Here is a 23,468-nt window from a genome sequence, read left to right as displayed (position 1 = left end):
CGCGTCAGGAGACCTCGATGAGGGTGACGCCGGGCGACTCGGGCAGGGCGACGAGCGCGGCGGGCGCCTCGGCGAGGGGGATGCGGCGCTCGATGATCGACTCCGGCCGGAGTGCGCCCGACGCGACGAGGTCGAGCAGCTCGGGGTAGTCGGCCGCGGGCATGCCGTGACTGCCGAAGACGTCGAGCTCGCCCGCGATGACGACGCCGAGGGGCACGACGGGGTCGGCGGCGAAGAGCCCGATCTGCACGTGACGCCCGCGCCGCCGGAGCGTTCGCAGTGCGGCATCCGTCGTCGACGCGAGGCCGAGCGCCTCGATCGTGACGTGCGCACCCCCGTCGGTGAGCTCGCGGAGCCGCGCGACGAGGTCGGTCTCCGCCCGCGGATCGACGGCGGCGACGGCACCCGCAGCGAGAGCGGCGGCTCGGGCACCCGCGTCGATGTCGACGGCGACGACGTGTGCGCCGAGGGCCGCGGCGATCATGACGGCGCTCCGGCCCACGCCGCCGCAGCCGAAGACGACGACGTGCTCGCCCCGCACGACATGAGCGCGGTGCACGAGCGCGCGGTACGACGTCGCGAAGCGGCAGCCGAGCAGGGCGGCGGCGCCCGCGTCGAGGTCGTCGGGAACGGTGATGAGGTTGACGTCGGCGTCGTGCAGGGCGACGAACTCGGCGTACGAACCCTCGTGGGTGAAGCCCGGCTGCGTCTGGTTGCGGCACACCTGCCCGTCGCCGGCGATGCACTCGGGGCACCGCCCGCACGCGCACACGAACGGCGTCGTGACGCGGTCGCCGACGGCGAACCGCTCGACCTCCGCGCCGACGGCCGCGATCCGACCGACGAGCTCATGGCCCGGCACGTGCGGCAGACGGATGTCGCTGTCGTGCCCCGACCAGCCGTGCCAATCGCTCCGGCAGAGACCGGTCGCCTCGACGCGCACGACGACGCCACGTGCGCTCGGGGTCGGCGTCGCGATCGAACGGAGCTCGGGGGTCTCGCCGAACGCGTCGTAGACGACGGCGAGCATGGTCGCGGGGAGCGACCCGGTCTCAGGCACGCTCCGCCGTGATCGAACCGGAGTCTGCGGGCTCCTCGTCACCGGGGCGGACGCCGAACACGGCGTGGAGCCCGTCGATCCACATGCGCTGTTCGCCCTGGCGTGCATACTCGCGCGAGCGCACCATCGGGGTGTGCAGGAGCACGCCGGCCATGTGGCGGAGGGCTTCTTCGGTCGATCCGTCGTCATCTCCGCGGCGGCGGGCGCGCTCGATCTCACCGTCGAGCACGTCGAAGATGTGCTTGCGGAGCGCGACGACGGCGGGGGCGACGTCGAGCTCTTCGCCCGCGGCGCCGAACGCTCGCGCGGCGCGGTGCACCATGCCGCGCGCGACGTCGGTCGAGTTGAACTCTTCGAGCGGGGCGTGGATGCGGATCGTCTCGAGGTCGAGCAGCTCGATGCCGTCGACGCCCGTGACGTCGGGGTCGATGTTGCGCGGGAGGCCGAGGTCGATGAGCAGTGCGCGTGCCGCGGGGCGCTCGTCGTCGACGATCTGCAGGTGCCCGTCGGCCACGACGTCGAACTGTGCGCGACCGGCCTGCAGCAGTGCGGCGTCGACGACGTGGTTGTCGCTGTTGGTGCACGTGACGATGACATCGGCGAGGGCGGCTTCACGGGAGAAGTCGCGAGCGTGCACCGATTCCATGGCGTGGCTCGCGGCGAAGCGCTCGCCGCGGCCCGAGGGGGAGTGCACGCGGATCTCGGTCGCACCGCGATCGCGGAGGGCGGCGAGGGAGGCGGCCGCGTAGCGACCCGTGCCGACGAGGAGGACGCGTGTCTGCGACCAGTCGCTCACACGGCTCGACGCGAGTTCGAGGGCGAGGCGCACGAGCGAGCGGCCCTCGGAGCCGATGCCCGTCGAGTTCTTGACGGCACGCGAGGTCTGCGCCGCACGCTGGAAGAGACGCTCGAGCTCGGGGCTCGTCGTTCCCGTGCGGCGGGCTCGCTCGAGGGCGCGGCGCACCTGTCCGGCGATCTCGCCCTCGCCGACGACGACCGATTCGAGGCCGGAGGCCACGGCGAAGAGGTGCTGGGCGACGGCGTTGCCGTGTACGAGGTCGAGGCTCGCACGCAGTTCGGCGGGGTCGACGCCGGCGTCTTCGCCGACGGCCGAGATGGCCTCGGTGATGGCGGGGATGGGCGATGCGCCGTCGGGCTCGTCGAGGTCGATGTACGCCTCGAAGCGGTTGCACGTGGCGACGACGACCGCGCCGCGGATGGCATCGGTCTGCCCGATCATGTGCTGCGCGGAGGCGTCCGCGATCACCGACAGCTTCTCGAGGAGGTCGAAGTCGGTGTTCTTGTGACTCGCGGATAGACAGATGAGCACCGATTGATTCTACGCGCGGTAGTGGAGTACCTCGAATCGGGAAGCGGAGCGCCGCCGTCCGGGAGAGAATGGGGCACGTGGAACTCGACGCCCAGCACCCGCTCACCTCCGGACTCACGAGCGGATCGCGGCTCGTTCGCGCGTATCGCGGCGACCGCCCGCCGGTCACGCCCGTCTGGTTCATGCGTCAGGCCGGCCGCTCGCTGCCCGAGTACCGCGACCTGCGCGTCGGCACGCGCATGCTCGACGCGTGCCTCGACCCGGCCCTCGCGAGCGAGATCACGCTGCAGCCGATCCGACGCCACGGCGTCGACGCGGGCATCTTCTTCAGCGACATCGTCGTGCCGCTCCGTCTCGTCGGCGTCGCGGTCGACATCGTCGCGGGGCGCGGCCCGGTCTTCGACAAGGCCCTGCGAACGGGGGCGGATGTCGCGGAACTGACATCCATCGACCTCGATCGTCTCGACGAGGGGATCGCCCCGATCTCCGAGGCCGTGGGCCTCACCGTCGCCGAACTGAACGAGCGGCCGAACGGCGACAGCCCGGCGACGCCGCTCATCGGCTTCGCGGGCGCTCCGTTCACCCTCGCCGCGTACCTCACCGAGGGCGGCCCCTCGAAGGACCACCTCGCGGCCCGCACGCTCATGCACGCCGACCCCGGGGCATGGGCGGCGCTCATGGAGTGGTGCGCCGATCTCTCCGGCCGCTTCCTCCGCGCCCAGGTGCTCGCCGGCGCGTCAGCCGCTCAGCTCTTCGACTCGTGGGCCGGTGCGCTCTCGCTCGCCGACTACGAGCGGCACGTCGCTCCCGCGTCGCAGCGCGCGCTCTCATGGGTCACGGGCCTCGTGCCGACCGTGCACTTCGGTGTCGGAACGGGCGAACTGCTCGGCGCGATGCACGCCATCGGCGTCAACGCGGTCGGCGTCGACTACCGCATCCCTCTCGACGAGGCCGCGCGCCGCATCGGCGCAGCCGTGCCTCTGCAGGGCAACCTCGACCCCGCTCTTCTCGGCGCCCCGTGGGAGGTGCTCGAGGCCGCCGTGCGTCGCATCGTCGACGAGGGCCGCGCGGCGCCGGCGCACGTGTTCAACCTCGGTCACGGTGTTCCGCCCGAGACCGATCCCGCGGTTCTCACGCGCATCGTCGAGCTGGTGCACTCGCTGTGAGCGAGCCATCCGTCATCGACGTCGTCGTGATCGGCGGCGGTGTCGCCGGTCTCGTCGCGGCGCGTGAGTGCCTCAAGGTCGGCCTCGACACCGTCGTGCTCGAGGCGCGCCCCGAGATCGGCGGATGCATCGCGTCGGCCGAACTCGACGGCCTGCGCGTCGACGTCGGAGCCGAGTCGTTCGCGACCCGCGGCGGACACGTCGCCGAACTCCTCGACGAGCTCGGCCTCGCCGACAGTATCGTCTCGCCCGCGGGCGGCGGCGCATGGCTCGCCCTCGACGGCGGTGACGGCGGCCCGCGCTTCGCCCCGCTGCCGAAGACGGGCGTACTCGGCATCCCCGCCTCGCCGCTCGCGAACGACGTGCGCGCCGTCATCGGCACCCGTGCCGCGATCCGCGCCTACGCCGATCGCCTGCTGCCCGTGCTCACGATCGGACGCGAATCGAACCTCGGCGAGCTCGTCGAGAAGCGCATGGGTCGTGCCGTCCTCGACAATCTCGTCGCGCCCATCGCGACCGGCGTGTACTCGGCCGACCCCCGCCATCTCGACGTCGATGTCGTCGCACCCGGCCTCAATCCGGCGATGACGCGCGCGGGATCGCTCTCCGGAGCAGTTTCACAGCTCGCCGCTTCGCGACCCGCCGGCACGGCCGTGCAGGGACTCCGCGGCGGCATGACGACACTCGTCGACGCGCTGCGAGCGAGCATCGCCCACTTTGCCGGCCGCATCGAGACGGGCGACGCGGTCGACGGGCTCCGTCGCGAGGGTGACCACTGGGTCGTGACGCGAGCTGCGGGGGATGACACTCGCGCGCGTTTCGTGATCATCGCGACGCCGGCCTCCTCGGCGTTGCCGTGGCTGGCGAGCGCGCGACCCGACTGGGCTGCGGCGACGACCGTGCCGTGGCCGGCGGGCCCGCCCGTGGAACTCGTCACTCTCGTCGTCGACGCGCCCGATCTCGGGGCTCCCCGCGGCTCGGGCCTCCTCGTCGTCGAGGGCACCCCCGGCGTCACGGCCAAGGCCATGACGCACGCGAGCGCCAAGTGGGGCTGGTTGGCCGAGGAGGCGGGCGATCGCCACGTCATCCGTCTGTCCTACGGCCGTCTCGGGGCGGCGAACCCGCTCGACGGGCAGGGCGACGCCGCGGTCACGGCGCTCGCGCTCGCCGACGCGTCGGCACTCCTCGGGCGGCACCTCGGCTCGACCGACCTGCGGGCCGTCGAACGCACGCCCTGGCGCGACGCGCTCTCGCACGCGGCGATCGGGCAGCGCGAACGCGTCGACGTGCTCGAGTCGCTCGTGCGCGAAGACCCGTCGATCGCGGTGACCGGAGCGTGGCTCGCCGGCACCGGCCTCGCCTCGGTCGTGCCGCACGCGAAGGAGGCGGCTCTCCGTATCCGTCATAACGCTCTGGGCCTCACGCCGCGTCCATAACGCGAACGGCATATTGCGTCAACCTCCCCTTGCGCATCAGGGGCGGGGGTCTACGCTGGAACAACGTGCACGAACGAAGAGGGGTCACCATGAAGGGCAAACTGTTGTTCGTCGCCGGCCTGGCGACCGGATACGTTCTCGGCACGCGCGCCGGGCGCGAGCGTTACGAGCAGATCGCATCGGCCGCGAGCTCGGTGTGGAACACGGCTCCCGTGCAGAACGGTGTCGAGTCGGCCAAGAGCTTCGCCCTCGCCCGCGTCGGCGATGTCGGCGGGACGGTGCTCGACGGCGCCAAGCGCGTGCTCAACGCCGTCACGAAGGCTGCGGGCTCCGACGCCAAGTCGGCTCAGAAGAGTGCGGCCACGGCGACGTCGAAGGCCGCCGACGCTGCGGCCAAGGCCGTCGATGCCGCCGCATCCGAGGTCGACGCGGTCGTGACCGAGGCCGAGAAGCCGAAGCGCGCCCCGGCTAAGCGCGCCCCGGCCAAGAAGGCCCCCGCGAAGCCGCGCAGCACCACCACGCGTACGACGAAGTCGACGTCCACGTCGACCGATAAGTAAGCCGGAGGCGATCGTGGCCGAATCGAGCGACAACCGCTCTCTGCTGACTCTCCTCGGGCAGATCCCGCAGGTGGTCGGCGACCTCGTCGCCGCCGAGCTCAACCGCCTGAAGGCCGAGATCGCCTTCAAGGCGAAGAACTTCGGGCTCGGTGGAGCGTTCGTGCTCGCCGCAGCGTTCATAGCCGTGTTCCTGCTCGGAACGCTCATCGCGACCGGCATCCTCGCCCTCGCGCTCGTCATGCCGGCCTGGGCCGCAGCACTCTCGGTCTCGGGCGTCCTGCTGCTCATCATCGTCATCTTCGCCCTGCTCGCGCTCCGCGCGTTCAAGCGCGGATCCGAGCCGGTCGAGACGGCCGAGAGCCTCAAGCAAGACCTCAACGCCATCAAGGGAGTCGGAGAGTATGACCGGTGAGAGCCGCGCCGAAGCGCGCCGTGACGTCGAGAATGCCCGCGCCGATCTCGTCGCGACCCTGAACGCCCTCGAAGACCGCCTGAACTTCCCGAAGCGCATCGGTCGTGCCACCCGCCGCGCCCAGGTTCGGGCCCGAGCCTTCTACGCCGAGAACCCCGGCGGCGCCATCGCCGCGGCCGCAGGCGTCGCTGCGACGGTCGGCGGCATCGTGTGGCTCGTCGTCCGTTCGCGCCTCGACGACTGAGCTCGCTGTCGTTTTGGCCCTTGCCCCGAAGCGAGGGAGACTAGGTTCATGACGCTTGACGCGGCCGCTCCGGCCGATACCGAGCCCACGCCCGCCGGTTACACGCTGTTCGCCGTGTTCCGACGGGATCCGCAGCGCCCTGACGACCTCGACGGTCACGATGTGCCGCGCTTCGTCGAAGAACTCGACGGTGTCGCCGCATCGGTCGAGAGCGAAGGGGTCACGATCCGTGGCTTCTACGACGTCTCCGGGCTCCGTGCCGACGCCGATCTGATGATCTGGCTCCACGGCCCCGACGCCGAGGGCCTGCAGTGGGCGCTCCGGCAGCTCCGCCGTGCGCGGTTGCTCCGTGCCCTCCTGCCCACGTGGAACGCGATGGGCGTGCACCGCGACGCGGAGTTCAACCGCTCGCACGTGCCCGGCTTCCTCCGCGGCATCGACCCCAAGGGCTGGATGACGATCTACCCGTTCGTCCGCAGCTACGAGTGGTACCTGCTCGATCCGGGCGAGCGCGGGCGCATGCTCGCCGAGCACGGCCGTCAGGGTGCCGCGTTCACGAACGTCGTCGCCAACACCGTCGCCTCGTTCGCCCTCGGCGACTACGAGTGGCTGCTGCCCCTCGAGAGCGACGAGCTCACCGACCTCGTCGACCTCATGCGCGACCTCCGCGCGACCGATGCCCGTCGCCACGTGCGCGAAGAGGTGCCGTTCTACACCGGTCGTCGTATCTCGACGGCCGAGATCGTCGAGGTGCTGCAGTAATGGCCGCGAAGAACCTCGGTACGAAGCCCCGCCCGGCGACCTCCGCCCCGTGTGCCGCCGGCGCCGTCGTGCCCGGCGCGACGCCCGCAGCGCAGAGCGGTGACGCCCACGTCGAGGTGCCCGTCGCCTACGACGCCATCCTCCTCGCCGGCTTCGGCGGACCGGAAGGGCAGGACGACGTCATCCCCTTCCTCCGCAATGTGACGGCCGGCCGCGGCATCCCCGACGAGCGCCTCGAAGAGGTCGCGCACCACTACCGCCACTTCGGCGGAACGAGCCCCATCAACCAGCAGAACCGTGACCTCAAGGCGGCCCTCGAGGCCGAGCTCGCGTCGCGCGGCATCGACCTGCCCGTGCTGTGGGGCAACCGCAACTGGGACCCGTACCTGAACGACGCGCTGCGTGAGGCGAACGAGGCCGGCCACCGCCGCCTCATCGCGATCGCGACGAGCGCCTACAGCTCGTACTCGAGCTGCCGTCAGTACCGCGAAGACTTCGCCGACGCGCTCGAAGACACGTCGCTCGGCGACGTCATCGAGATCGACAAGGTGCGTCAGTTCTTCGACCACCCCGGCTTCGTCACGCCGTTCATCGAGGGCGTCCGCGATGCTCTCGCCGAGCTCCCCGCCGACATCGACCGGCTCACCGAGGTCGAGGTGCTCTTCGCAACGCACTCGATCCCCTCGACGGATGCCGCGAAGTCGGGCCCCGCCGAGCGCGGCTTCGGTGAGGGCGGCGCCTATGCCGCTCAGCACCGCGCCGTCGCCGAGGTCGTCATGCGCGAGGCCGGCGCGGGCGACGTGCCCTGGCAGCTCGTGTACCAGTCGCGCAGCGGCCCCCCGTCGATGCCGTGGCTCGAGCCCGACATCAACGACGCGATCGAAGAGCTCCCCGCCGCGGGGCGGAAGGCCATCATCATCGTGCCGCTCGGATTCGTGAGCGACCACATGGAGGTCCTGTGGGACCTCGACAACGAAGCTCTCGAGACGGCGGAGGAACACGGCCTCGTCGCCGTGCGCGTTCCGACTCCCGGAACGCACCCCGCCTACGTCGCCGGTCTCGTCGACCTCGTGCTCGAGCGCGTCAACGGCACTCCGGCGGCCGAGCGCCCCGCCGTCACCGAGCTCGGCCCCTGGTACGACGTGTGCCGCCCGGGCTGCTGCGAGAACGTCAGACTCGGGTTCCGGCCCGCTCTCTCGGGGATCGCCCCGTGAGCGTCATCCGTATCGGCACGCGGGGCAGCGCCCTCGCGCTCGCCCAGACCAAGCAGATCGCCGAGCGCATCGGCAAGGCGGCCGACGCCGAGATCGAGATCGTCACCGTGACGACCCAGGGCGACACCGACCGTGCGTCGCTCAGCGAGATCGGCGGCACGGGCGTGTTCGCAGCGGCGCTGCGCGAGGCGCTCGTCGCGGGCGAGTGCGACCTCGTCGTGCACTCGCTCAAGGACCTGCCGACCGGCGACCACCCGTCGCTCCGACTCGGAGCCGTGCCGAAGCGCGTCGATGCTCGCGATGCGCTGTGCGCGCGCGACGGACTGACGCTCGCCGAGTTGCCCGAGGGTGCCCGCGTCGGAACGGGCTCGCCGCGCCGCATCGCGCAGCTGCTCGCGAAGCGGCCCGACCTCGACGTCATCGACATCCGCGGCAACATCGACACGCGCCTCGGCCGGGTGTTCTCCGACGACGTCGCCGACGCCGACCGGCTCGACGCCGTCGTGCTCGCGGCCGCGGGTCTCGCACGCATCGCGCGCGGCGACGCCGTGAGCGAGTACTTCTCCCTGACCTCGTGGCCGACCGCTCCCGGGCAGGGAGCCCTCGCGCTCGAGGTGCGCGACGAGCGCGGATCGCGTGAGCTCGAGAAGGCCCTCGCGGCCGTCGAACACGTCTCGACGCGGGCCGCCGTGACCGCCGAACGCCTCGTGCTCGCGGGTCTCGAGGCCGGCTGCTCGGCGCCCGTCGCGGCGACCGCCTTCCTCGAAGATGAACTTTTCTTCCTTTCGGCGAGCGTGTACAGTTCCGACGGGACGCGCCGAGTGACGAGCGCACACGCCGCCTCTCCCGAGAGCCGCTCGGCTGCACATCTGGCCGAGGCGGCTCACGACGTCGCTGTCCGCGTCGTCGACGAACTCCTCGGCAACGGTGCCGGCGACCTTGCTCCCCTGGAGAGAACACCGTGACCGACAGCGCACCGTACACCGGCGCGGCTTCTGCTCGCCCGTCGGCGAGTGACCTGAAGCCGCTCGCCGGGTGGCGCGTGATCGTTCCCCGCGGTGGGCCCTGGGGCGACGGCGTCGCCGCGACGCTCCGCTCGAAGGGTGCGTCGCCCGTCGTCGCCCCCATGATCAACTTCGCGCCGACGGATGACGCGCCGGCCCTCGAACGCGCCCTCGCGAAGCTCGCCGACGGCGGCTACGACTGGGTCACGATCACGAGCGCGACGACCGTCGATGTTCTGTCGTCGCATCGGGCCGTCATCCCCGCCGGTACGAAGGTCGCCGCCGTGGGCGAGACGACCGCCGCCGCCCTCACCGCAGCCGGCTACCACGCCGACATCGTGCCCTCCGAAGAGAACTCGGCCGTGGGCCTCCTCAAGGAGTGGGAGGAAGCGACCGACGGCACGGTTCCGCTCAGCATCCTCGCGTTGCGTTCCGCGATCGCGAAGCAGGTGCTCTCGGTGGGCCTCACACGCATCGGGCACCACGTTGACGCCGTCGTGGCGTATCGCACGATCGGTGTTCCGGTCGCGCAGAAGGTCATCGATGACGTGCGCGCCGGTGTCGTGAACGCCGTGCTCGTCACGTCGGGCAGCGTCGCCGAGCAGGTGCAGGAGCAGCTCGGCCCGATCCCCGAGTCGATCGTCGTCGCGTGCATCGGCCCGCAGACCGCCCGTGACGCGCGCAGCATCGGCCTCCGTGTCGACGTCGTCGCCGATGCGCGCTCGGCCGAATCCCTCATCGACGCGATCGTCACCGTCGCGAACGCCCGCCGCTAGCGCGCCTCGCGCCTCGCTTCTCGTCTCGTTTCTCGATCGAAAGGTCGATTCGTCGGGGTGCGTCGGCCCGCGCACCCCGTGGGATTGACCTCTCGGTGAGCGCGTGCGCGTGCGCGGGTGCATTCCGCGTGTGCGAGGGGATGCCGCGCGCTCGCCTTTCTCGTGATCGAGAGGTCAATCGGGTGGGGTGTGCCCGTGTGTGCACCGCCGCGGATTGACCTCTCGGTGAGTGTGCGTGGGTGCGAGTGGGTGTGCGCGGGTTCGCGAGTGTGAGGGCACGTGCGGGTACGTGGGAACGCGTGCGCGAGGGGATGCCGCGTGCTCGCGTTTCTCTCGATCGAGAGGTCAATCGGGTGGGGTGTTCCCGTGTGTGCACCCGCGCGGATTGACCTTTCGGTGAGTGTGCGTGGGTGAGGGCGCGGGAGGACGCGGGGCGCGAGGGGAGACTGTCAACCCCCTGACGGAGAGGGGCGCGGCGACGTAGCGTCGAAAGTTCGACGTTGGACCGACGAAAGGGACATGACACATGAGCGACACCGACTACCCCGCTGAGGTTCCGGCAGAAGACCGTCCCGAACGCTTCACGGGCGACCAGGTCGACCCCGACTTCGCGGTCGACAGCGACGGCGAAGCCACTGAGGCCGCTGCCGACGGCGCACAGACCCACGACGCACAGACCGACGGTGCGCAGTCCGACGACGCATCGATCGACGAGTCGTACGCCGACGAGCCGGTCACCGATCAGCGCGACGCCGGCGCTCCCGCGGGCGCGGGCGAAGCCTCCGGTGCCGACGCCGGATCGATGGATGACGCGGGCTCCGAGGCGCCTCCGGCCGACTTCGACCCCGCCGACAACCCCTCGAATCCCGACCTCGTCAACGACTGACGCCTGCGCGGCCGCGGGTGGTAGCGTCACCAGATGCCCCACGAACCGCGGCCGGGCGCCGATGATCCGCGTCTCGCTCTCACGCTGAGCGGCGGAGGCGCGTTCGGCGCAGCCCACGTCGGCGTGCTGCAGGTGCTCGAGGAGCGCGGCGTCCGCCCGGGCATCGTGACGGGCACGAGCTCGGGGGCACTCGTCGGCGCGGCCTACGCGGCTGGCCTCGACGGTGAGGCGATCGAGGAGATCGCCCGTCGCTTCCGCTGGACGCGCATCGCGAAGTGGACCGCCAAACCGCGCTGGGGCGTGCTCGACACGCGCGTCGTCACGGCCGCCCTCGAACGCCTGCTCGGCGAGGACCCCCGCATCGAAGACCTGCCCCGCGTCTTCGGTGCCGTCGCGACCGACCTCCGCACCCGTCGCGCGGTGACGATCCACTCGGGCCCGCTGAGCCTCGCGCTGCGGGCGACGATCGCGGTGCCCGGCATCCTCCCGCCCGTGCGCATCGGCGGGTGCCTGCTCGCCGACGGCGGGATGGTCGACAACGTGCCGCACGCCGCGGCACGCGAGCTCGGCGCCGAGCGGGTCATCGTCGTCAACCTCCACGCCAAGTGGGAGAACGTGCGCATGATGCGCACCAACACGAAGATCGCCGACCTCGCGCGCGACCCGTCGGTCGTGCTCGTCCAGCCCGAGATGGAGCGGATGGCGCAGTGGACGATGCGCGACGTGCCACGCCTCATCGCCGAAGGGCGTCGCGCCGCGACCGCAGCACTCGACGCCTGAGGGCATGAAGAAACCCCGCCCGCGGCATCCGTCACCGAGAAGGTGAGGGCCGCGAACGGGGTCTCGTCGTTCTATTCGCTCGTCGTGACCGTGCCGGCGTTGTCGCCGAGGCGCGAGCCCGCGATGCCGCCGAGCAGCGCCGACAGGTCGAGACCCGTGAGCGACTTGACGACCTCGGTGCCCTCGCCGAGCACCTGACCGACGGTCTTCGTGACGGCGGAGGCGCCGTCGGTCGAGACGACCGTGAGGGTCTTGATGTTCGAGATGGGCTCGGCTGCCGCGCGAACGATCTCGGGCAGGCGCGAGATGATCTCCTGCGCGAGCGCCGCGTCGCCGTACTTCTTGAGCGCTTCGGCCTTGGCGTCGGTCGCGGCGGCCTCGGCGAGACCCTCGGCGCGGATCGCGGTAGCGCGTGCCTCACCCTCGGCGGTGATACCGGCGGCGAGGGCGACCTGGCGGTCACGCTCGGCCTCACCGGCGAAGCGGACGGCGGCGGCGGACGCCTCGGCGTCCTGCACGGCGGCGACCTTGTTCGCCTCGGCGATCTTCGTGCGCTTGAAGGCGTCGGCCTCGGTCGCGGCGTTCGCGGCGTCACGCTGGGCGGTCGCGCGCTGAACCTCGGCGTACGCCTCGGCCTCGGCGGGCTTGCGCACCTCGATGTCGAGGCGCTCCTGCTCGACGAGCGCCTGCTCGGTGAGCGCCTCGCGCTCCTCGACGGCGACGAGGCGGTCTTGGCCGGCCTTCGCGAGCTGACCGGCGGCCTCGGCCTCGGCGTTCGCCTTGTCGGTCTCGGCCTTGATCGTCGCCTGGCGGAGGCTCAGAGCCTTCTGACGCTCGGCGATCTGCTCGGCCGCCTCGATGCGCGCGAACTCACTCGCACGTGCGGCCTCGGCCTCGGAGACCTCGGCGACCTGGCGGGCACGCGCGGCTTCGGCACGACCGAGGTTCGCGAGGTAGTCGCTGCCCGGCGTCGAGATGTCGGAGATGTTGAGGAGGTCGACCTGGAGGCCCTGCTCGACGAGGTCGGTCTTCGTCTCGGCGACGACCCGGTCGGAGAGGCTCTTGCGGTCGGAGATGATCTGCTCGATCGTCATGTCACCGACGATGGAGCGCAGCGAACCCTCGAGCGACTCCTTGATGATGTCGGTGAGAGCGCCCTGCTGCGAGAGGAATCGCTGGGCGGCGCGGCGCACGCCCTCTTCGGTGCCCGAGACCTTGAAGTTGATCGAGGCCTTGATCGCGATCTTGATGCGGTTCTTGTCGACACCCTCGACGGTGATGCCGATCTGGCGCTGCTCGAGCGAGATCGAGAAGCCCTGCTGCAGGATCGGCCAGACGAAGGTGCGGCCGCCGATGACGACGCGCTGTCCGGTCGGTTCACCCGCCGCCTTGCGGCCGGCGCCACGGCCGACGATGACGAGCGCCTCGTTCGGCGGTACGCGGCGAATGCGGCGCGCGATGAACACGACGAGTGCGAGCACCGCGACGATGATCGCCACGATCGCGATCACTTGAATGTAGGGCTGGGATTCCATGCTGTCCTCTCGATGGACTGTTCGGAGCGTGGTCGTGGTCCGGCCGGGGGCCGGTGGATGTCAGGTCCGGCGGTGTCGCGTCGGGGTCAGGCCGGTTCGACCTTGACCCGGGTGCCGGTGTGTTCGATGACGCGGATACGCACACCCTCGGGGATCGGCTGGTCGGAGAACGCGAGGCGGCGCTCGATCTCGTGCGGTCCGTCGAGGCTCACCTCGCCGCCCGCGACGGAGATGTCGGAGCGCGAGATGCCCGTGAGGCCCACGGCGCTCTGCAGCTCTCCATCGGATGACGCGGTGAGGCGCTTCACGAGGAGCAGCGCGACGACGTAGGCGGCGACGGCGAGCACCGCGGCGAGCACATAGGCCCACACGATGTCGAGGTCGGCGCCGGCGGTCAGCACGCCGGCCGCGCCGAAGACCGTGGCGGCGACGCCGAGCGCCGTGCCCGAGATCGCGCCATCACCGATCTCGAAGTGGTCGAAGATGTCTCCGACGACGAGCGAGATGATCAGGATGAGCAGACCGATGCCACCGATGATCAGGAAGGGCGTGAGCATCGAGGCTCCCTCCGGGTCGTGATGCCCGCCCCCGCGGACATCAGATCAAGCCTACCGGCAGCGCGCGCAGGCTGGTTCGGCGAGTGGCCAGCGGTTACAGCCTCTGCGTCAGTGCTTATCGGCCTGTGTGGCTGGTCGACGCTTCGACACCGGATTTGAGGGCCCCTCATTCCAAGCTCGCACGATTGCGTGCAGCGGAATCGCTCGGTGTGAGCGAATCCGCCCCCACTGGAACCGACGTGATGAAGCGCCCGAGAGGGACCAGTTGGGCGCTGCCCGTGCAGCGCCCAACTACATACTGGTTTGTAGAGGATGCTCAGCAGCACGTTTCTAAACTAGCTACTGGATCTGAAAGGGGATCTGTCGGCGAATCTCAGATCTATTCGGTAGGGGCGCTCCGCTGCGACTGAGCTGGCAGGGTCATGCTTCGCTACGCCTTCGATTCATTTTCCTCGAGCTCCCACTCTTCGGTAGGTTCATCGTCCGTCATGGCGTATCGATTTTCTTCAATCTCCCTTTGAACGAGCAGACGGGTTATGAACTCCTTGCCCTGGCTAATGAACGCTGACTCCCAATCGCTAATTGGTGTCCCCTCGGTCTCGTCTGAGGGTTCTCCGAAGTATGCCTTTGCGTATGCGTGCTGGAGTGGTTCATCGAATCGGTAGACACCGGATGACGTCTTACGTATCAGCGAACCGCGCGCCTCTTCTTGCAGCTCCTGAAGGTACTTGGTCGCGTTGCTCGACGGGTAGCTGGGCTTCTCGACACGAATAATCGCAAGAATCTGCCCGACCGTTCCGCCGCTTTCTGGGAGCTGTGTGAGGGCACGGAGGATTATCTCGGTGTTGTCATACATCCGTTTGCGGTGAACTTTGAGAGCGCGGGTGAATCTGGCCTTTACCGCACCCGACCGCGTGCGTACGTAGGCTTGCGCGGCTTCCCGAAAGTCATCTTCAGTGAAGATGACCTTCTCCTTGCCTCCCTGGGTGATGTCTCGCTCGTTACAGCAGGCAAGCGCGAGAGCATGCGCGATACTTGCCGTGCCGACTGCAGTATTCAGAAGGCGGGTGCGGATTCTCGAGAAATCGAGATTCAAAAGATGTTCGCCAACGTCGAGTATCTTGCCTAGGTCATGGTGGTCTAGAGGCGCCACGTGGATATCAACAAGACGGTTCTCGAGGTTGGTGGTGTCAGTCACAAGTTCGTCGTTCGCCGCTGAGCGTGAGTGGCGGCTGATCTCGCCGCTCATGGAGGGTGGTAGCAAGCCAAAGTTCATCCACGTTCCGTGGGCTGCCGGTATCAAGCAGTTCCTCAATTTCGATCTCCTGACTCCGCAGCATCCCGTAATCCGCGATCAAGATCCTGAATCGATCATCGTTGGTGGAATAGACCTTGGAGTTCCTAGCTTTCACGCGCGCCAGGGGTTCCGCACTGTTGTAGGACCAAGCATCGATCCCGATGGAATGTCCGAGGCAATATCCGATCTCACGCCAAAGGAATTCAGCGAGTATCACCAGGTCGAGAGGACTGAGTCGCCGTACAAGTGAGTCAAGTCGGAAACACAAGGCGAGTTCATGTGTGGCACCACCCATCCACAATCGGGAGGTGGTCAGAATCGATCGTTTGCGGCAGCAGCAGTTAGTCGGCGCTCGAAGGCGTGCCGCTATGGTTCGCCGAAACCTCTTATCGGCAGACAGTTTCGGCGTATAGCGGGACAAGTGAGCGCCTTCCGCTGGAGATGTCGTCTTCTCGGCTACTTGGCGATTGCCGCCAGGCCGCTGTCATCAAAGACCAAGATGTCACCGTCGTTCGTGGTCGCGAGCGCTTGCGCGGAGCCATGGGTGACGCCGGCGGGAACCCACTCGGCGTTGGATCCTGTGCTGGCCCAGATCTGCCCGCCGCGGCCGACACCGACCAGCTGTTTGCCGTCAGGCGATACGGCGAGGAGGTAGAGCGCAGGTGCGTCGTTCAGGGGCGCGAAGGTGGCGCCCTCATCAGTGCTGATTTGCAGCCCGTCTGGGGTGGCAGCGATCAGTTGTCCCGCGTTGTCGAGGACGAGGCTGAACGCCAGGATTTCTCCGACCGGCGACCAGGTCTCACCGAGATCGTCGGTGCGGAGGAGCTCCGCGGAGTCCGAGGCGATCCCGTAGAGGGTGTCGTTCTTCCCGGCGGCAAGGACGTGGAAGTCTTTCTCGCCAGTGAACGAGACGGGCGTCCAAGATCTGGCGCTGTCGTCGCTCCGGATGATTCCGAGGTTGGGGGAGCCGAGTTCTGGGGGCGTGGTCGGTCCGGGATGCCCGGACGCGAGGAGAGCGTCACCGACGGTGATGAGGCCCATCGCGTCGAAGTCGGTGGTCTCGATACGGGAGCCGACCTCGCCATCGGATGTGGCCGTGTAGATCCCGTCATGGGCGCCCAGGAGGTACCCGTCCTCTGCGGGGTTGGGCACGATCGCGTGAACGTGGCTGATGGTGGTGGCGTGGTCGTGTCCGGTGGTGGGCTCGGCGGGTGCGGTGCACCCGGCCAGCACGATGCTGGCCGAGATCGTTGTCGCGACCGTCAGTGCCGCACGGCGTCGCGTTCGGAAGGTGGGCAGCATGGACGTCTTGAGGGTTCGCATGATGGTGTGCGCAACAGATCACTGGGTGGGGTGCGGGAGTCCCGCACCCCACCCAATGGATCACAGGGTTGCGAGGATCTCCTTCATGGTGGCGATCTCTTCGGTCTGCGCGTCGATGATCGTCTCAGCGAGTGCGACGGCGTCGCTGTTCTGACCGTTGTCGACTTCTTCCTGTGCCATGTCGACAGCGCCCTCGTGGTGCTGGATCATCTGCTCGAGGAACAGACGCCCCGCATCGGGACCGGTGGCATCTTCGAGGGCCTGCATGTCTTCCTCGGACATCATGCCGTCGCCGTGATCCATGCCCTCCATGCTGTCCATCTCCGCGCCCCAGTCTTCAAGCCACTGATCCATCTTCTGGATCTCCGGCTCCTGAGCGGCCTTGATCTCTTCCGCGAGAGCAACGACGCGTTCATCGACGCCGTCCTTGCTGAGAAGGACGTCGGACATTTCGATGGCCTGCGCGTGGTGCTCCTTCATCATGCTGGCGAACATGATGTCGGCGTCATTCGCGTCGGCTGTGTCGGCGGGTGCGGACGAGCTTCCGCCGTGGTCCATGCCTTCCATGCCGTCGCCGGAACCGGTGTTTCCGGCGCAGCCGGTGAGAGCGAGCAGAGCTGTGAGGGTGAGTGCGGCGATCGCCGCGGGTCGAATCTTCATGAGTGTTCTCCAAGGGTCGGTGATGAGGCCCGGCTACTGCCGGTGCCAGGGGTGCGTGCCCGCAGAGCGGGCTAGCGCGCCATCACGTGCGACTGATGCAGAGGACCGTGAGAGAGGGGGGTGGCGGGAGGGCGTGAGCGCGGGCGGGCCAGCGCGTCGTCGCGGCCGTGAGCATTTCGATCAGTGTCGAGTGCCGCCAGCCGAGCCCGATCCGTCCGAGCAGGATTGTGGCGACCAGGAGCGCGAGGACGCACGCCATCCACGTCATCGAGTCCGTGCCCCCGCACGTCGCGCATCCCGCGTCCACTTGCGGTGAGTCCGGCAAGACGGCGGAAGCGGACGCATCGCGATGATGGTCGGACGCTCCGGCTTGAGTGCTGACAGCGACGGTGTCGTGGTGGCCGGCAGTTGTCGCGTGCGAGTTGAAGGAGTGCATCGCCAGCAGGCCGGCGATGATGCCCACGGCGACCGCGATGACGGCCAAGACGGTGTGAGTGAGCGTGCGCGGTCCCCGCACCTGTTGTGCGACGTTGATCAGCGACATACTCACCTCCCGTTCCTCTCAGCCTACGTCCGTCGTCCCGACTGTTTCTTGCTACTTGCTGGCCACTGCGTCGGGGCGCAGGTCCAGCCGGCGCAGCAGCTGCGCGTTGAGCGCGACGACGATGGTCGACAACGACATCAGCACGGCACCCACGGACATCGGGAGCACGAAACCGATGGGGGCGAGTACGCCTGCTGCGAGCGGGACGGAGAGGAGGTTGTAGCCGGCGGCCCACCAGAGGTTCTGCTTCATCTTCCGGTAGCTGGCTCGGGACAGTTCGATCACCGAGAGCACCGACCGGGGGTCGTCGCTGGCGAGGATGACGCCGGCGGAGGCGATCGCGACATCCGTTCCCGCACCGATGGCGATACCGACATCCGCCTGCGCGAGCGCAGGCGCATCGTTCACACCGTCTCCGACCATCGCGACCTTCCGGCCTTCGCCTTGCAGCTCTTTGACCTTCGAGGCCTTGTCCTCCGGTCGCACCCCGGCGAAGTAACGATCGATGCCCAGCTCGCCCGCCACGGAGGCGGCGACCGCATCGGCATCACCGGTGATCATGACCACCTGCACACCGCGCTCATGGAGGGCCTCGACTGCGTGACGCGACTCGGAGCGGATCTCGTCTGCCAGGCGTAGAGCGCCCGCAACCTTGCCGTCGACGAGGACGTGGAGGATGATCGCACCCTCATTGCGCCACTCGTCGGCAACCGGCAGCTCGTGGGCGTTCTCCTGCTCGAGCATGTACGGTCCACCGACTTGCATAACGTGTCCATCGACACGCGCACGAACTCCGACAGCCGGGGACGACTCGAAGTCAGAGGACGCGGGAACGGTGAGGTTCTTCTCCTTGGCCGCGTTCACGATCGCGCGGGCGAGGGGGTGCTCGGAGTCCGCTTCCGCGGCCGCAGCCCACGCCAGCAACTGGTCGGAATCGGTGCCGGAGACGGGGTCGATCGCGGTAACGGCGGGGGTGCCCTTAGTGAGGGTGCCGGTCTTGTCGAACAGGACCGTGTCGACGGTACGCATGCTCTCCAGCGCGAGACGATCCTTGATCAGCACACCCCCACGGGCGGCGCGCTCCGTCGCGATCGACACAACCAGTGGGATCGCCAAGCCGAGAGCGTGCGGGCAGGCGATCACGAGCACGGTGATCGTGCGGATCACCGCGGCGTCGGGCTGGCCGACGACCGTCCACACGATCGCGGTGATCGCGGCAGCGCCGAGCGCGAACCAGAACAACCACCCCGCCGCCTTATCCGCGAGCCGTTGCGCCCGCGACGACGAACTCTGCGCCTCGGTCACTAGCTTCTGAATCCCCGCCAGAGCAGTGTCCTCACCGATCGCAGTGATCTCCACCCGCACACCAGAATCGGTCGCGACCGTGCCGGCGATCACCCGATCGCCGTCGCTACGGCGCACCGGCCGGGACTCGCCAGTGATCATCGACTCGTCCATGCTCGCCGAGCCCTGCACGATCCGCCCGTCCGCGGGGACCCGCCCGCCGGGGCGCACCACCACGACATCCCCCACCAGCAAGTCAGCAGGCGCGACAGTGGTTGTCGTGTCGCCCTCTACCTTCTCCGCCTCATCGGGCAGCAGAGCGGCAAGGGAATCCAGTGCCGAGGTGGTCTGCGCGAGAGAGCGCATCTCGATCCAGTGACCAAGCAGCATGATCACGATCAGCAGGGCCAGCTCCCACCAGAAATCCAACTCGTGGTGCAACAGGCCCAGACTCGCACCCCATGACGCGAGGAACGCCACCGTGATCGCGAGGGCGATCAGCAGCATCATCCCGGGCTTACGGGCGCGAAGCTCACTCACCGCGCCGGTGAGGAACGGGGCACCGCCCCACACATACATGACGGTTCCGAGAACCGGGGAGATCCACCCGACCCAGGCGGTGTCTGGCAGTGGGTATCCGAGCAGCATCGAGAACAGCATCGAGAACCCGACAACCGGGACCGCGAGGATCAGCATGATCCAGAACAACCGCCGGAACTGGCCCACATGATCACCGTGGCCACCATGTCCGCTGTGACCACCATGGCCGCTATGTTCTGGCGAAGTGTCGTGATCGTGGCTCATCGCCGCGTGGTCATGCTCCGTTGTCGGCGCGCTGCCGTGGTTCTCGTGCGCGGCGTGATGGCTATGTTCGTCATGCTGGCTCATCGGAACTCCTTGCTCGGATGCGCCCGGTCGAGCCGGGTGCAGACAGTTAGCGACTCAGGCCTGGCTGGTCGCGAGGGTATAGCCGGCCTCTTCGACCGCAGCCCTCACAGCAGCAGGATCGACCGGTGCTGCGCTGTGGATGGTCACGCGGGAGATGCCGCCGGCGTTCAAGTCGACGTCGACGGACTCGACACCGTCCACAGCCGTCAGTTCGTCACTGACGCTCGACACGCAATGCGAGCACGTCATACCCGCAACCAAAACCTCTTCCGAGGAAGACGAGGCCGCAGTGGGTGTGGATGCCTCGGTGTTCGATGGAACGGCACAGCACGCGCAGCCAGCGTTCTCGTCCTTCAGGCCAAGTTCAATGCGATCAGTCATCGTGTGCTCCTTCAAGTAGACAGACGTGGCGGTTATGAACGGACCAGGCGGGCAATGGCTTCGTTAGCCTCGCGGACCTTCTCTGCCGCGACTTCGCCGCCCTCAGCGCTGGCCTCGGCGACGCAATGACTCAGATGATCGCTCAGCAGCGACAACGCCACCGTTTCGAGCGCTTTCGTCGCTGCAGAAACCTGCGTGAGGATGTCGATGCAGTACTTGTCTTCGTCGACCATCCGTGCGATCCCTCGCACCTGACCCTCGACGCGACTCAACCGCTTACGCAGATCAGCCTTGTTGTCGGTGTACCCGTTCATGATTAAAAAATACCCCCTGGGGGTATCCAACTCAAGGCCAGTCGTGTGCATTCCCGCGTGACTGGTAGCTCTAGGGCGTGTTGATCAAGAAGGTGCGGGGCGGCCAGCCGCCGCGAGTTGCGTGGGAGAATGGGCGTGTGAAGATCCAGGTGCTGCATATCGAGGATTGCCCGAATTGGCAGGAGGCGGGCGATCGAGTACGGCTGGTGCTCGACTCGATCGGACGGGGCGATGTTCCGGTGGAGTTCGTGTTGATCCGCACCGAGGCTGAGGCGGTGAGCTCTGGTTTCGCGGGCTCGCCCACGATTCTTCTAGACGGTCAGGACTTGTTCCCGTCCCAGGGGAACACTGCCGACTTGGCGTGCAGGGTCTATCTGACCGAGCGCGGCTTTGCGGGTGCGCCGACGGTGGGACAGCTTGAGCGCACGCTGCAGGAGCGCGAAGCGCTCAGCGGAGATCGGTCTTGATCCAGATCAGCGCCGCGGCGAGGCTGACGGCGGCTCGGTAGTTGCGGGCGAGTTTGTCCGAGCGCATCGCGATGCCGCGCCACTGCTTGAGACGGTTGAAGCAGCGTTCTACGACGTTGCGTCCCTTGTAGCGTTCCTTCTGCTTGTCGCCGAAAGCGATCGGCCGGCCCGGCTTCTTGCGGCGGTGCGCGATCTGGTCGTCCCGCTCGGGGATGGTCGCCGCGATCCTCCGGTCGCGGAGCCAGGCGCGGTTCGCCCTTGAGGGGTACCCCTTGTCGGCGAGCACCCGGTCGGGGCGGGTGCGGGGGCGGCCCTTCCCGTCGCGGGGAACGCGGATGTTCTCCAGCACCGCGCTCATCATCGTGGTGTCGTTGATGTTCCCGGCGGTGATCATCATGCTCAGCGGCCGGCCGCGGCCGTCGCAGACCAGGTGCAGTTTGGTCGTCAGCCCGCCGCGGGAGCGTCCGATCCCGTGATCAGGCGGCTCGGACCACGGATTCTTGTGATTCGGCACAGCCCCCTGTGTCCCGGGCGAGGGTCGCGCCGTGCTGATGCACGCGCGCGATCGTGGAGTCGATCGAGACGACCCAGTCGATTTCCCCAGCGGCGTCGGCCTGCTTCTGCACCTAGGTGAGCAGCTTCTGCCAGGTGCCGTCCCCGGCCCACCGGTTGAACCGCTTGTAGATCGAGTTCCACTTCCCGAACCGTTCCGGAACGTCACGCCACGGCGCACCGGTCCGGTACTTCCACGCCATCCCCTCGATAGCGAGCCGGTGATCCGTCCACGGCCGCGACCGACCGGTCACCGTCGGCATCAACGGCTCCATCACGGCCCACGCCTCGTCAGAGATTTCCTGTCGCGTCACCGTTCAAGACTCACCCACCGAGGAGCGGAACCTCTTGATCAACACGCCCTAGCGGTGCGAGTCCGACGAGAACTCGTGCGCCTGCCGTAAACGATCGTTTCCGGCAGGCCAGGCGCGCACCTTTCTGACATCGGTGGTTGCGGGCTGCGCCATTCGGAACTGTGGCCTCGGGAGCGCGGTTCACCCTAGTCTTCGAGGTACCAGGGAGCCAGGGAGAATAACTTAATGTCGCAATTCGATCTCAGCAAGGTTGCCGTCGACGCGTACCTGTACGCGTACCCGCTCGTGACGATGGAGTTCACGCGGCGCCAGATGACGAACGTCCCGGACGCGAATACTGCGTTGTTGCGGGCACCGGCAAACCAGTTCGCACACGCCCGGGAATACCCCGCAGCAGAATCCAAGGACGTCGTGCGTTTCAACTTCGACACGCTCTACTCGTTCGCGTGGCTCGATCTCCGAGACGGACCTGTGATTCTGCACACGCCCGATGCGCCTGACCGGTACTACCTCACGCCCATGCTCGACATGTGGACGGACATCTTCGCCGTTCCTGGCAGCCGAAACACCCTCGGTGAAGCTCGCGACTTCCTCATCGCGCCACCCGCGTGGAGCGGCGAAGTCCCCAGAGGACTCGACCTGATCGTCGCACCGACGCCGCACGTCTGGGTCATGGGTCGCACACAGAGCAACGGCCCCGACGATTTCGCGGAAGTTCACCGCATCCAAGGCCAATACCGCATCACCCGTATGGACGCATACGGCCAAGAATCAGGCACGCCTTCTGCGGCACCCGTTGACCCGCGCGTGGATGATGTGACACCGCCTCTAGACCAGGTGAACGCGCTCAACAGCGTTGAGTTCTTCACACTCTTTGCCGAGTTGCTGAAAGAGAACCCTCCGCACGCTAACGACTACCCGATCCTGCACCGGATGCGCGCCATCGGGATCGTGCCAGGCGAGGACTTCAACCCTGCGGTGCTCGACGCTGCTGCCACTGCCGCCGTCTCGGCAGCCCGAGACACGGCCCTGCAGGATCTCGTGAAAGCGATGACCGAAGCCAGCATCGGCATCGTGCGAAACGGGTGGAACTGGGAACAGTCGTTCGGGACGTACGGCACCTCGTATCGCGTGCGCGCTCTTGTCGCAATGGCCGGGCTCGGAGCAAACCTGCCCGAGGACGCGATCTACCCCAACGCCTTCGTCGACGCCGACGGTCAACCGTTCACCGGAGAGCACAACTACGTGCTCCACTTCGACGCCGGCCAACAGCCGGGCGTGGATGCCTTCTGGTCCCTCACGATGTACGACGGCGACGGCTTCCAGGTCCCGAACCCCCTGAACCGTTTCGTGATTCGCGACCGAGACCCACTGATCGTCAACCCTGACGGTTCACTCGACATCTACATTCAGTACGCATCCCCGGGGACCGAGCGCGAAGCGAACTGGCTACCTGCACCACAGGGAGCGTTCGCCCCGATGCTCCGGCTCTACTCGCCCACTACCGAAACCCTTGCCGGAGACTTCACCCCGCCGAAGATCATCAAGAGATAGGCCAACCGAACTACCGTATGGCGCTGGCTCAACGCCGGTTCGCGAGCCGACCGAGAACCCCCGCCGTATCGGGATTCGGGTGAACGTTAACGGACCCCGTTTCGGGACGACAGAACGGATCACGCCGGAAACGATCGTTTCTGACCACCTCGTCTCGAGCGGTCAGAA

At 68.0% G+C, this 23,468-nt stretch carries 27 protein-coding genes; 14 read left to right on the top strand and 13 right to left on the bottom strand.

Annotated elements, in window-relative coordinates:
• Positions 1 to 4 precede the first annotated feature (4 nt).
• Positions 5 to 1,030: a zinc-binding dehydrogenase gene (locus tag BJ972_RS11295; protein WP_129172649.1), complete on the bottom strand. Its 1,026-nt coding sequence runs from the start codon at positions 1,028 to 1,030 to the stop codon at positions 5 to 7.
• 22 nt (positions 1,031 to 1,052) lie between these two features.
• Positions 1,053 to 2,390, bottom strand: coding sequence for a glutamyl-tRNA reductase (locus BJ972_RS11290; protein ID WP_129172352.1), 1,338 nt, complete (start codon positions 2,388 to 2,390; stop codon positions 1,053 to 1,055).
• 68 nt (positions 2,391 to 2,458) lie between these two features.
• On the opposite strand from BJ972_RS11290, the gene hemE reads away from it, so the two are divergent.
• From hemE to BJ972_RS11235, 11 genes are all read left to right on the top strand, one after another.
• A complete protein-coding gene (gene hemE, locus BJ972_RS11285; protein WP_129172353.1) occupies positions 2,459 to 3,556 on the top strand; it encodes a uroporphyrinogen decarboxylase in 1,098 nt (365 codons plus the stop codon).
• Positions 3,553 to 4,992, top strand: a complete 1,440-nt coding sequence (gene hemG, locus BJ972_RS11280) for a protoporphyrinogen oxidase (RefSeq protein ID WP_129172354.1) — start codon at positions 3,553 to 3,555, stop codon at positions 4,990 to 4,992. The genes hemE and hemG overlap by 4 nt, the downstream gene beginning before the upstream one ends.
• 89 nt (positions 4,993 to 5,081) lie before the next feature.
• Positions 5,082 to 5,552, top strand: a complete 471-nt coding sequence (locus BJ972_RS11275; RefSeq protein ID WP_179419947.1) for a hypothetical protein — start codon at positions 5,082 to 5,084, stop codon at positions 5,550 to 5,552.
• 13 nt (positions 5,553 to 5,565) lie between these two features.
• The gene (locus BJ972_RS11270; protein WP_164989857.1) at positions 5,566 to 5,964 is read left to right on the top strand and encodes a phage holin family protein; all 399 of its coding nucleotides are present in this window, start codon (positions 5,566 to 5,568) and stop codon (positions 5,962 to 5,964) included.
• The gene (locus tag BJ972_RS11265; protein WP_129172356.1) at positions 5,954 to 6,208 is read left to right on the top strand and encodes a DUF3618 domain-containing protein; all 255 of its coding nucleotides are present in this window, start codon (positions 5,954 to 5,956) and stop codon (positions 6,206 to 6,208) included. The genes BJ972_RS11270 and BJ972_RS11265 overlap by 11 nt, the downstream gene beginning before the upstream one ends.
• A 48-nt stretch (positions 6,209 to 6,256) precedes the next feature.
• Positions 6,257 to 6,970, top strand: coding sequence for a hydrogen peroxide-dependent heme synthase (gene hemQ / locus BJ972_RS11260; RefSeq protein WP_129172357.1), 714 nt, complete (start codon positions 6,257 to 6,259; stop codon positions 6,968 to 6,970).
• Positions 6,970 to 8,184 carry a ferrochelatase gene (locus BJ972_RS11255; protein WP_129172358.1) on the top strand — a complete coding sequence of 405 codons (1,215 nt, stop codon included), beginning with the start codon at positions 6,970 to 6,972 and terminating at the stop codon, positions 8,182 to 8,184. Before hemQ ends, BJ972_RS11255 begins: the two co-directional genes overlap by 1 nt.
• Positions 8,181 to 9,149, top strand: coding sequence for a hydroxymethylbilane synthase (hemC, locus tag BJ972_RS11250; RefSeq protein WP_129172359.1), 969 nt, complete (start codon positions 8,181 to 8,183; stop codon positions 9,147 to 9,149). Before BJ972_RS11255 ends, hemC begins: the two co-directional genes overlap by 4 nt.
• On the top strand, positions 9,146 to 9,964 hold the full coding sequence (locus tag BJ972_RS11245) for a uroporphyrinogen-III synthase (RefSeq protein WP_129172360.1): 819 nt from the start codon (positions 9,146 to 9,148) through the stop codon (positions 9,962 to 9,964). Before hemC ends, BJ972_RS11245 begins: the two co-directional genes overlap by 4 nt.
• A 526-nt stretch (positions 9,965 to 10,490) precedes the next feature.
• Entirely contained in the window at positions 10,491 to 10,850 is a 360-nt protein-coding gene (locus BJ972_RS11240) for a hypothetical protein (RefSeq protein WP_129172361.1), read from the top strand.
• 33 nt (positions 10,851 to 10,883) lie between these two features.
• Entirely contained in the window at positions 10,884 to 11,630 is a 747-nt protein-coding gene (locus tag BJ972_RS11235; RefSeq protein WP_129172362.1) for a patatin-like phospholipase family protein, read from the top strand.
• Between the two features lie 71 nt (positions 11,631 to 11,701).
• On the opposite strand, the gene BJ972_RS11230 is transcribed toward BJ972_RS11235, so the two are convergent.
• The 3 genes from BJ972_RS11230 to BJ972_RS11220 all read right to left on the bottom strand — a co-directional run bounded on the left by BJ972_RS11230 (position 11,702) and on the right by BJ972_RS11220 (position 14,920).
• Positions 11,702 to 13,165 (bottom strand): flotillin family protein, encoded by a 1,464-nt coding sequence (locus BJ972_RS11230; RefSeq protein WP_129172363.1) that lies wholly within the window; start codon positions 13,163 to 13,165, stop codon positions 11,702 to 11,704.
• An 86-nt stretch (positions 13,166 to 13,251) separates the two neighbouring features.
• Positions 13,252 to 13,722, bottom strand: a complete 471-nt coding sequence (locus BJ972_RS11225; RefSeq protein ID WP_129172364.1) for an NfeD family protein — start codon at positions 13,720 to 13,722, stop codon at positions 13,252 to 13,254.
• Positions 13,723 to 14,152: 430 nt separating this feature from the next.
• Positions 14,153 to 14,920 (bottom strand): hypothetical protein, encoded by a 768-nt coding sequence (locus BJ972_RS11220; RefSeq protein WP_129172365.1) that lies wholly within the window; start codon positions 14,918 to 14,920, stop codon positions 14,153 to 14,155.
• On the opposite strand from BJ972_RS11220, the gene BJ972_RS11215 reads away from it, so the two are divergent.
• Positions 14,910 to 15,269: a hypothetical protein gene (locus BJ972_RS11215; RefSeq protein WP_129172366.1), complete on the top strand. Its 360-nt coding sequence runs from the start codon at positions 14,910 to 14,912 to the stop codon at positions 15,267 to 15,269. The two genes, BJ972_RS11220 and BJ972_RS11215, sit on opposite strands and share 11 nt — an antisense overlap.
• Before the next feature lie 206 nt (positions 15,270 to 15,475).
• On the opposite strand, the gene BJ972_RS11210 is transcribed toward BJ972_RS11215, so the two are convergent.
• The 6 genes from BJ972_RS11210 to BJ972_RS11185 form a co-directional block, all read right to left on the bottom strand.
• Positions 15,476 to 16,321 (bottom strand): F510_1955 family glycosylhydrolase, encoded by an 846-nt coding sequence (locus tag BJ972_RS11210; protein WP_129172367.1) that lies wholly within the window; start codon positions 16,319 to 16,321, stop codon positions 15,476 to 15,478.
• Positions 16,322 to 16,402: 81 nt separating this feature from the next.
• Entirely contained in the window at positions 16,403 to 17,002 is a 600-nt protein-coding gene (locus tag BJ972_RS11205) for a DUF305 domain-containing protein (RefSeq protein WP_129172368.1), read from the bottom strand.
• A gap of 82 nt (positions 17,003 to 17,084) precedes the next feature.
• A complete protein-coding gene (locus tag BJ972_RS11200) occupies positions 17,085 to 17,546 on the bottom strand; it encodes a DUF6153 family protein (protein ID WP_129172369.1) in 462 nt (153 codons plus the stop codon).
• A 51-nt stretch (positions 17,547 to 17,597) separates the two neighbouring features.
• On the bottom strand, positions 17,598 to 19,718 hold the full coding sequence (locus BJ972_RS11195) for a heavy metal translocating P-type ATPase (protein WP_129172370.1): 2,121 nt from the start codon (positions 19,716 to 19,718) through the stop codon (positions 17,598 to 17,600).
• A 54-nt stretch (positions 19,719 to 19,772) separates the two neighbouring features.
• The gene (locus BJ972_RS11190; protein ID WP_129172371.1) at positions 19,773 to 20,099 is read right to left on the bottom strand and encodes a heavy-metal-associated domain-containing protein; all 327 of its coding nucleotides are present in this window, start codon (positions 20,097 to 20,099) and stop codon (positions 19,773 to 19,775) included.
• Positions 20,100 to 20,131: 32 nt separating this feature from the next.
• Positions 20,132 to 20,413, bottom strand: coding sequence for a metal-sensitive transcriptional regulator (locus tag BJ972_RS11185; RefSeq protein ID WP_129172372.1), 282 nt, complete (start codon positions 20,411 to 20,413; stop codon positions 20,132 to 20,134).
• 137 nt (positions 20,414 to 20,550) lie between these two features.
• On the opposite strand from BJ972_RS11185, the gene BJ972_RS11180 reads away from it, so the two are divergent.
• A complete protein-coding gene (locus BJ972_RS11180) occupies positions 20,551 to 20,880 on the top strand; it encodes a hypothetical protein (RefSeq protein WP_026095586.1) in 330 nt (109 codons plus the stop codon).
• On the opposite strand, the gene BJ972_RS17795 is transcribed toward BJ972_RS11180, so the two are convergent.
• On the bottom strand, positions 20,861 to 21,394 hold the full coding sequence (locus BJ972_RS17795; protein WP_048809523.1) for an IS5 family transposase: 534 nt from the start codon (positions 21,392 to 21,394) through the stop codon (positions 20,861 to 20,863). The two genes, BJ972_RS11180 and BJ972_RS17795, sit on opposite strands and share 20 nt — an antisense overlap.
• Positions 21,395 to 21,506: 112 nt before the next feature.
• Positions 21,507 to 21,746, bottom strand: a complete 240-nt coding sequence (locus tag BJ972_RS17790; protein WP_373366821.1) for a transposase — start codon at positions 21,744 to 21,746, stop codon at positions 21,507 to 21,509.
• 225 nt (positions 21,747 to 21,971) lie between these two features.
• Between BJ972_RS17790 and BJ972_RS11170 the strand changes: the two genes are divergently transcribed.
• Positions 21,972 to 23,300, top strand: a complete 1,329-nt coding sequence (locus BJ972_RS11170; protein WP_129172373.1) for a DUF1254 domain-containing protein — start codon at positions 21,972 to 21,974, stop codon at positions 23,298 to 23,300.
• The last annotated feature ends 168 nt before the right edge of the window (positions 23,301 to 23,468 follow it).

It is taken from the genome of Agromyces atrinae (genome assembly GCF_013407835.1).
In the GTDB taxonomy this organism is placed as follows: Bacteria; Actinomycetota; Actinomycetes; order Actinomycetales; family Microbacteriaceae; genus Agromyces; species Agromyces atrinae.
This window is presented reverse-complemented; position numbering and strand designations above follow the sequence as displayed.

Bases quoted from the DNA above. Each gene is read 5' to 3' on its own strand.
- BJ972_RS11230 (WP_129172363.1), bottom strand. From the start codon at position 13,165: ATGGAATCCCAGCCCTACATTCAAGTGATCGCGATCGTGGCGATCATC.
- BJ972_RS11240 (WP_129172361.1), top strand. From the start codon at position 10,491: ATGAGCGACACCGACTACCCCGCTGAGGTTCCGGCAGAAGACCGTCCC.
- BJ972_RS11265 (WP_129172356.1), top strand. From the start codon at position 5,954: ATGACCGGTGAGAGCCGCGCCGAAGCGCGCCGTGACGTCGAGAATGCC.
- BJ972_RS11185 (WP_129172372.1), bottom strand. From the start codon at position 20,413: ATGAACGGGTACACCGACAACAAGGCTGATCTGCGTAAGCGGTTGAGT.
- BJ972_RS11225 (WP_129172364.1), bottom strand. From the start codon at position 13,722: ATGCTCACGCCCTTCCTGATCATCGGTGGCATCGGTCTGCTCATCCTG.
- BJ972_RS11255 (WP_129172358.1), top strand. From the start codon at position 6,970: ATGGCCGCGAAGAACCTCGGTACGAAGCCCCGCCCGGCGACCTCCGCC.
- BJ972_RS11205 (WP_129172368.1), bottom strand. From the start codon at position 17,002: ATGAAGATTCGACCCGCGGCGATCGCCGCACTCACCCTCACAGCTCTG.
- hemE (WP_129172353.1), top strand. From the start codon at position 2,459: ATGGGGCACGTGGAACTCGACGCCCAGCACCCGCTCACCTCCGGACTC.
- BJ972_RS11195 (WP_129172370.1), bottom strand. From the start codon at position 19,718: ATGAGCCAGCATGACGAACATAGCCATCACGCCGCGCACGAGAACCAC.
- BJ972_RS11210 (WP_129172367.1), bottom strand. From the start codon at position 16,321: ATGCTGCCCACCTTCCGAACGCGACGCCGTGCGGCACTGACGGTCGCG.
- hemQ (WP_129172357.1), top strand. From the start codon at position 6,257: ATGACGCTTGACGCGGCCGCTCCGGCCGATACCGAGCCCACGCCCGCC.
- BJ972_RS11190 (WP_129172371.1), bottom strand. From the start codon at position 20,099: ATGACTGATCGCATTGAACTTGGCCTGAAGGACGAGAACGCTGGCTGC.
- BJ972_RS11200 (WP_129172369.1), bottom strand. From the start codon at position 17,546: ATGTCGCTGATCAACGTCGCACAACAGGTGCGGGGACCGCGCACGCTC.
- BJ972_RS11170 (WP_129172373.1), top strand. From the start codon at position 21,972: ATGTCGCAATTCGATCTCAGCAAGGTTGCCGTCGACGCGTACCTGTAC.
- BJ972_RS11275 (WP_179419947.1), top strand. From the start codon at position 5,082: ATGAAGGGCAAACTGTTGTTCGTCGCCGGCCTGGCGACCGGATACGTT.
- BJ972_RS11295 (WP_129172649.1), bottom strand. From the start codon at position 1,030: ATGCTCGCCGTCGTCTACGACGCGTTCGGCGAGACCCCCGAGCTCCGT.
- BJ972_RS11235 (WP_129172362.1), top strand. From the start codon at position 10,884: ATGCCCCACGAACCGCGGCCGGGCGCCGATGATCCGCGTCTCGCTCTC.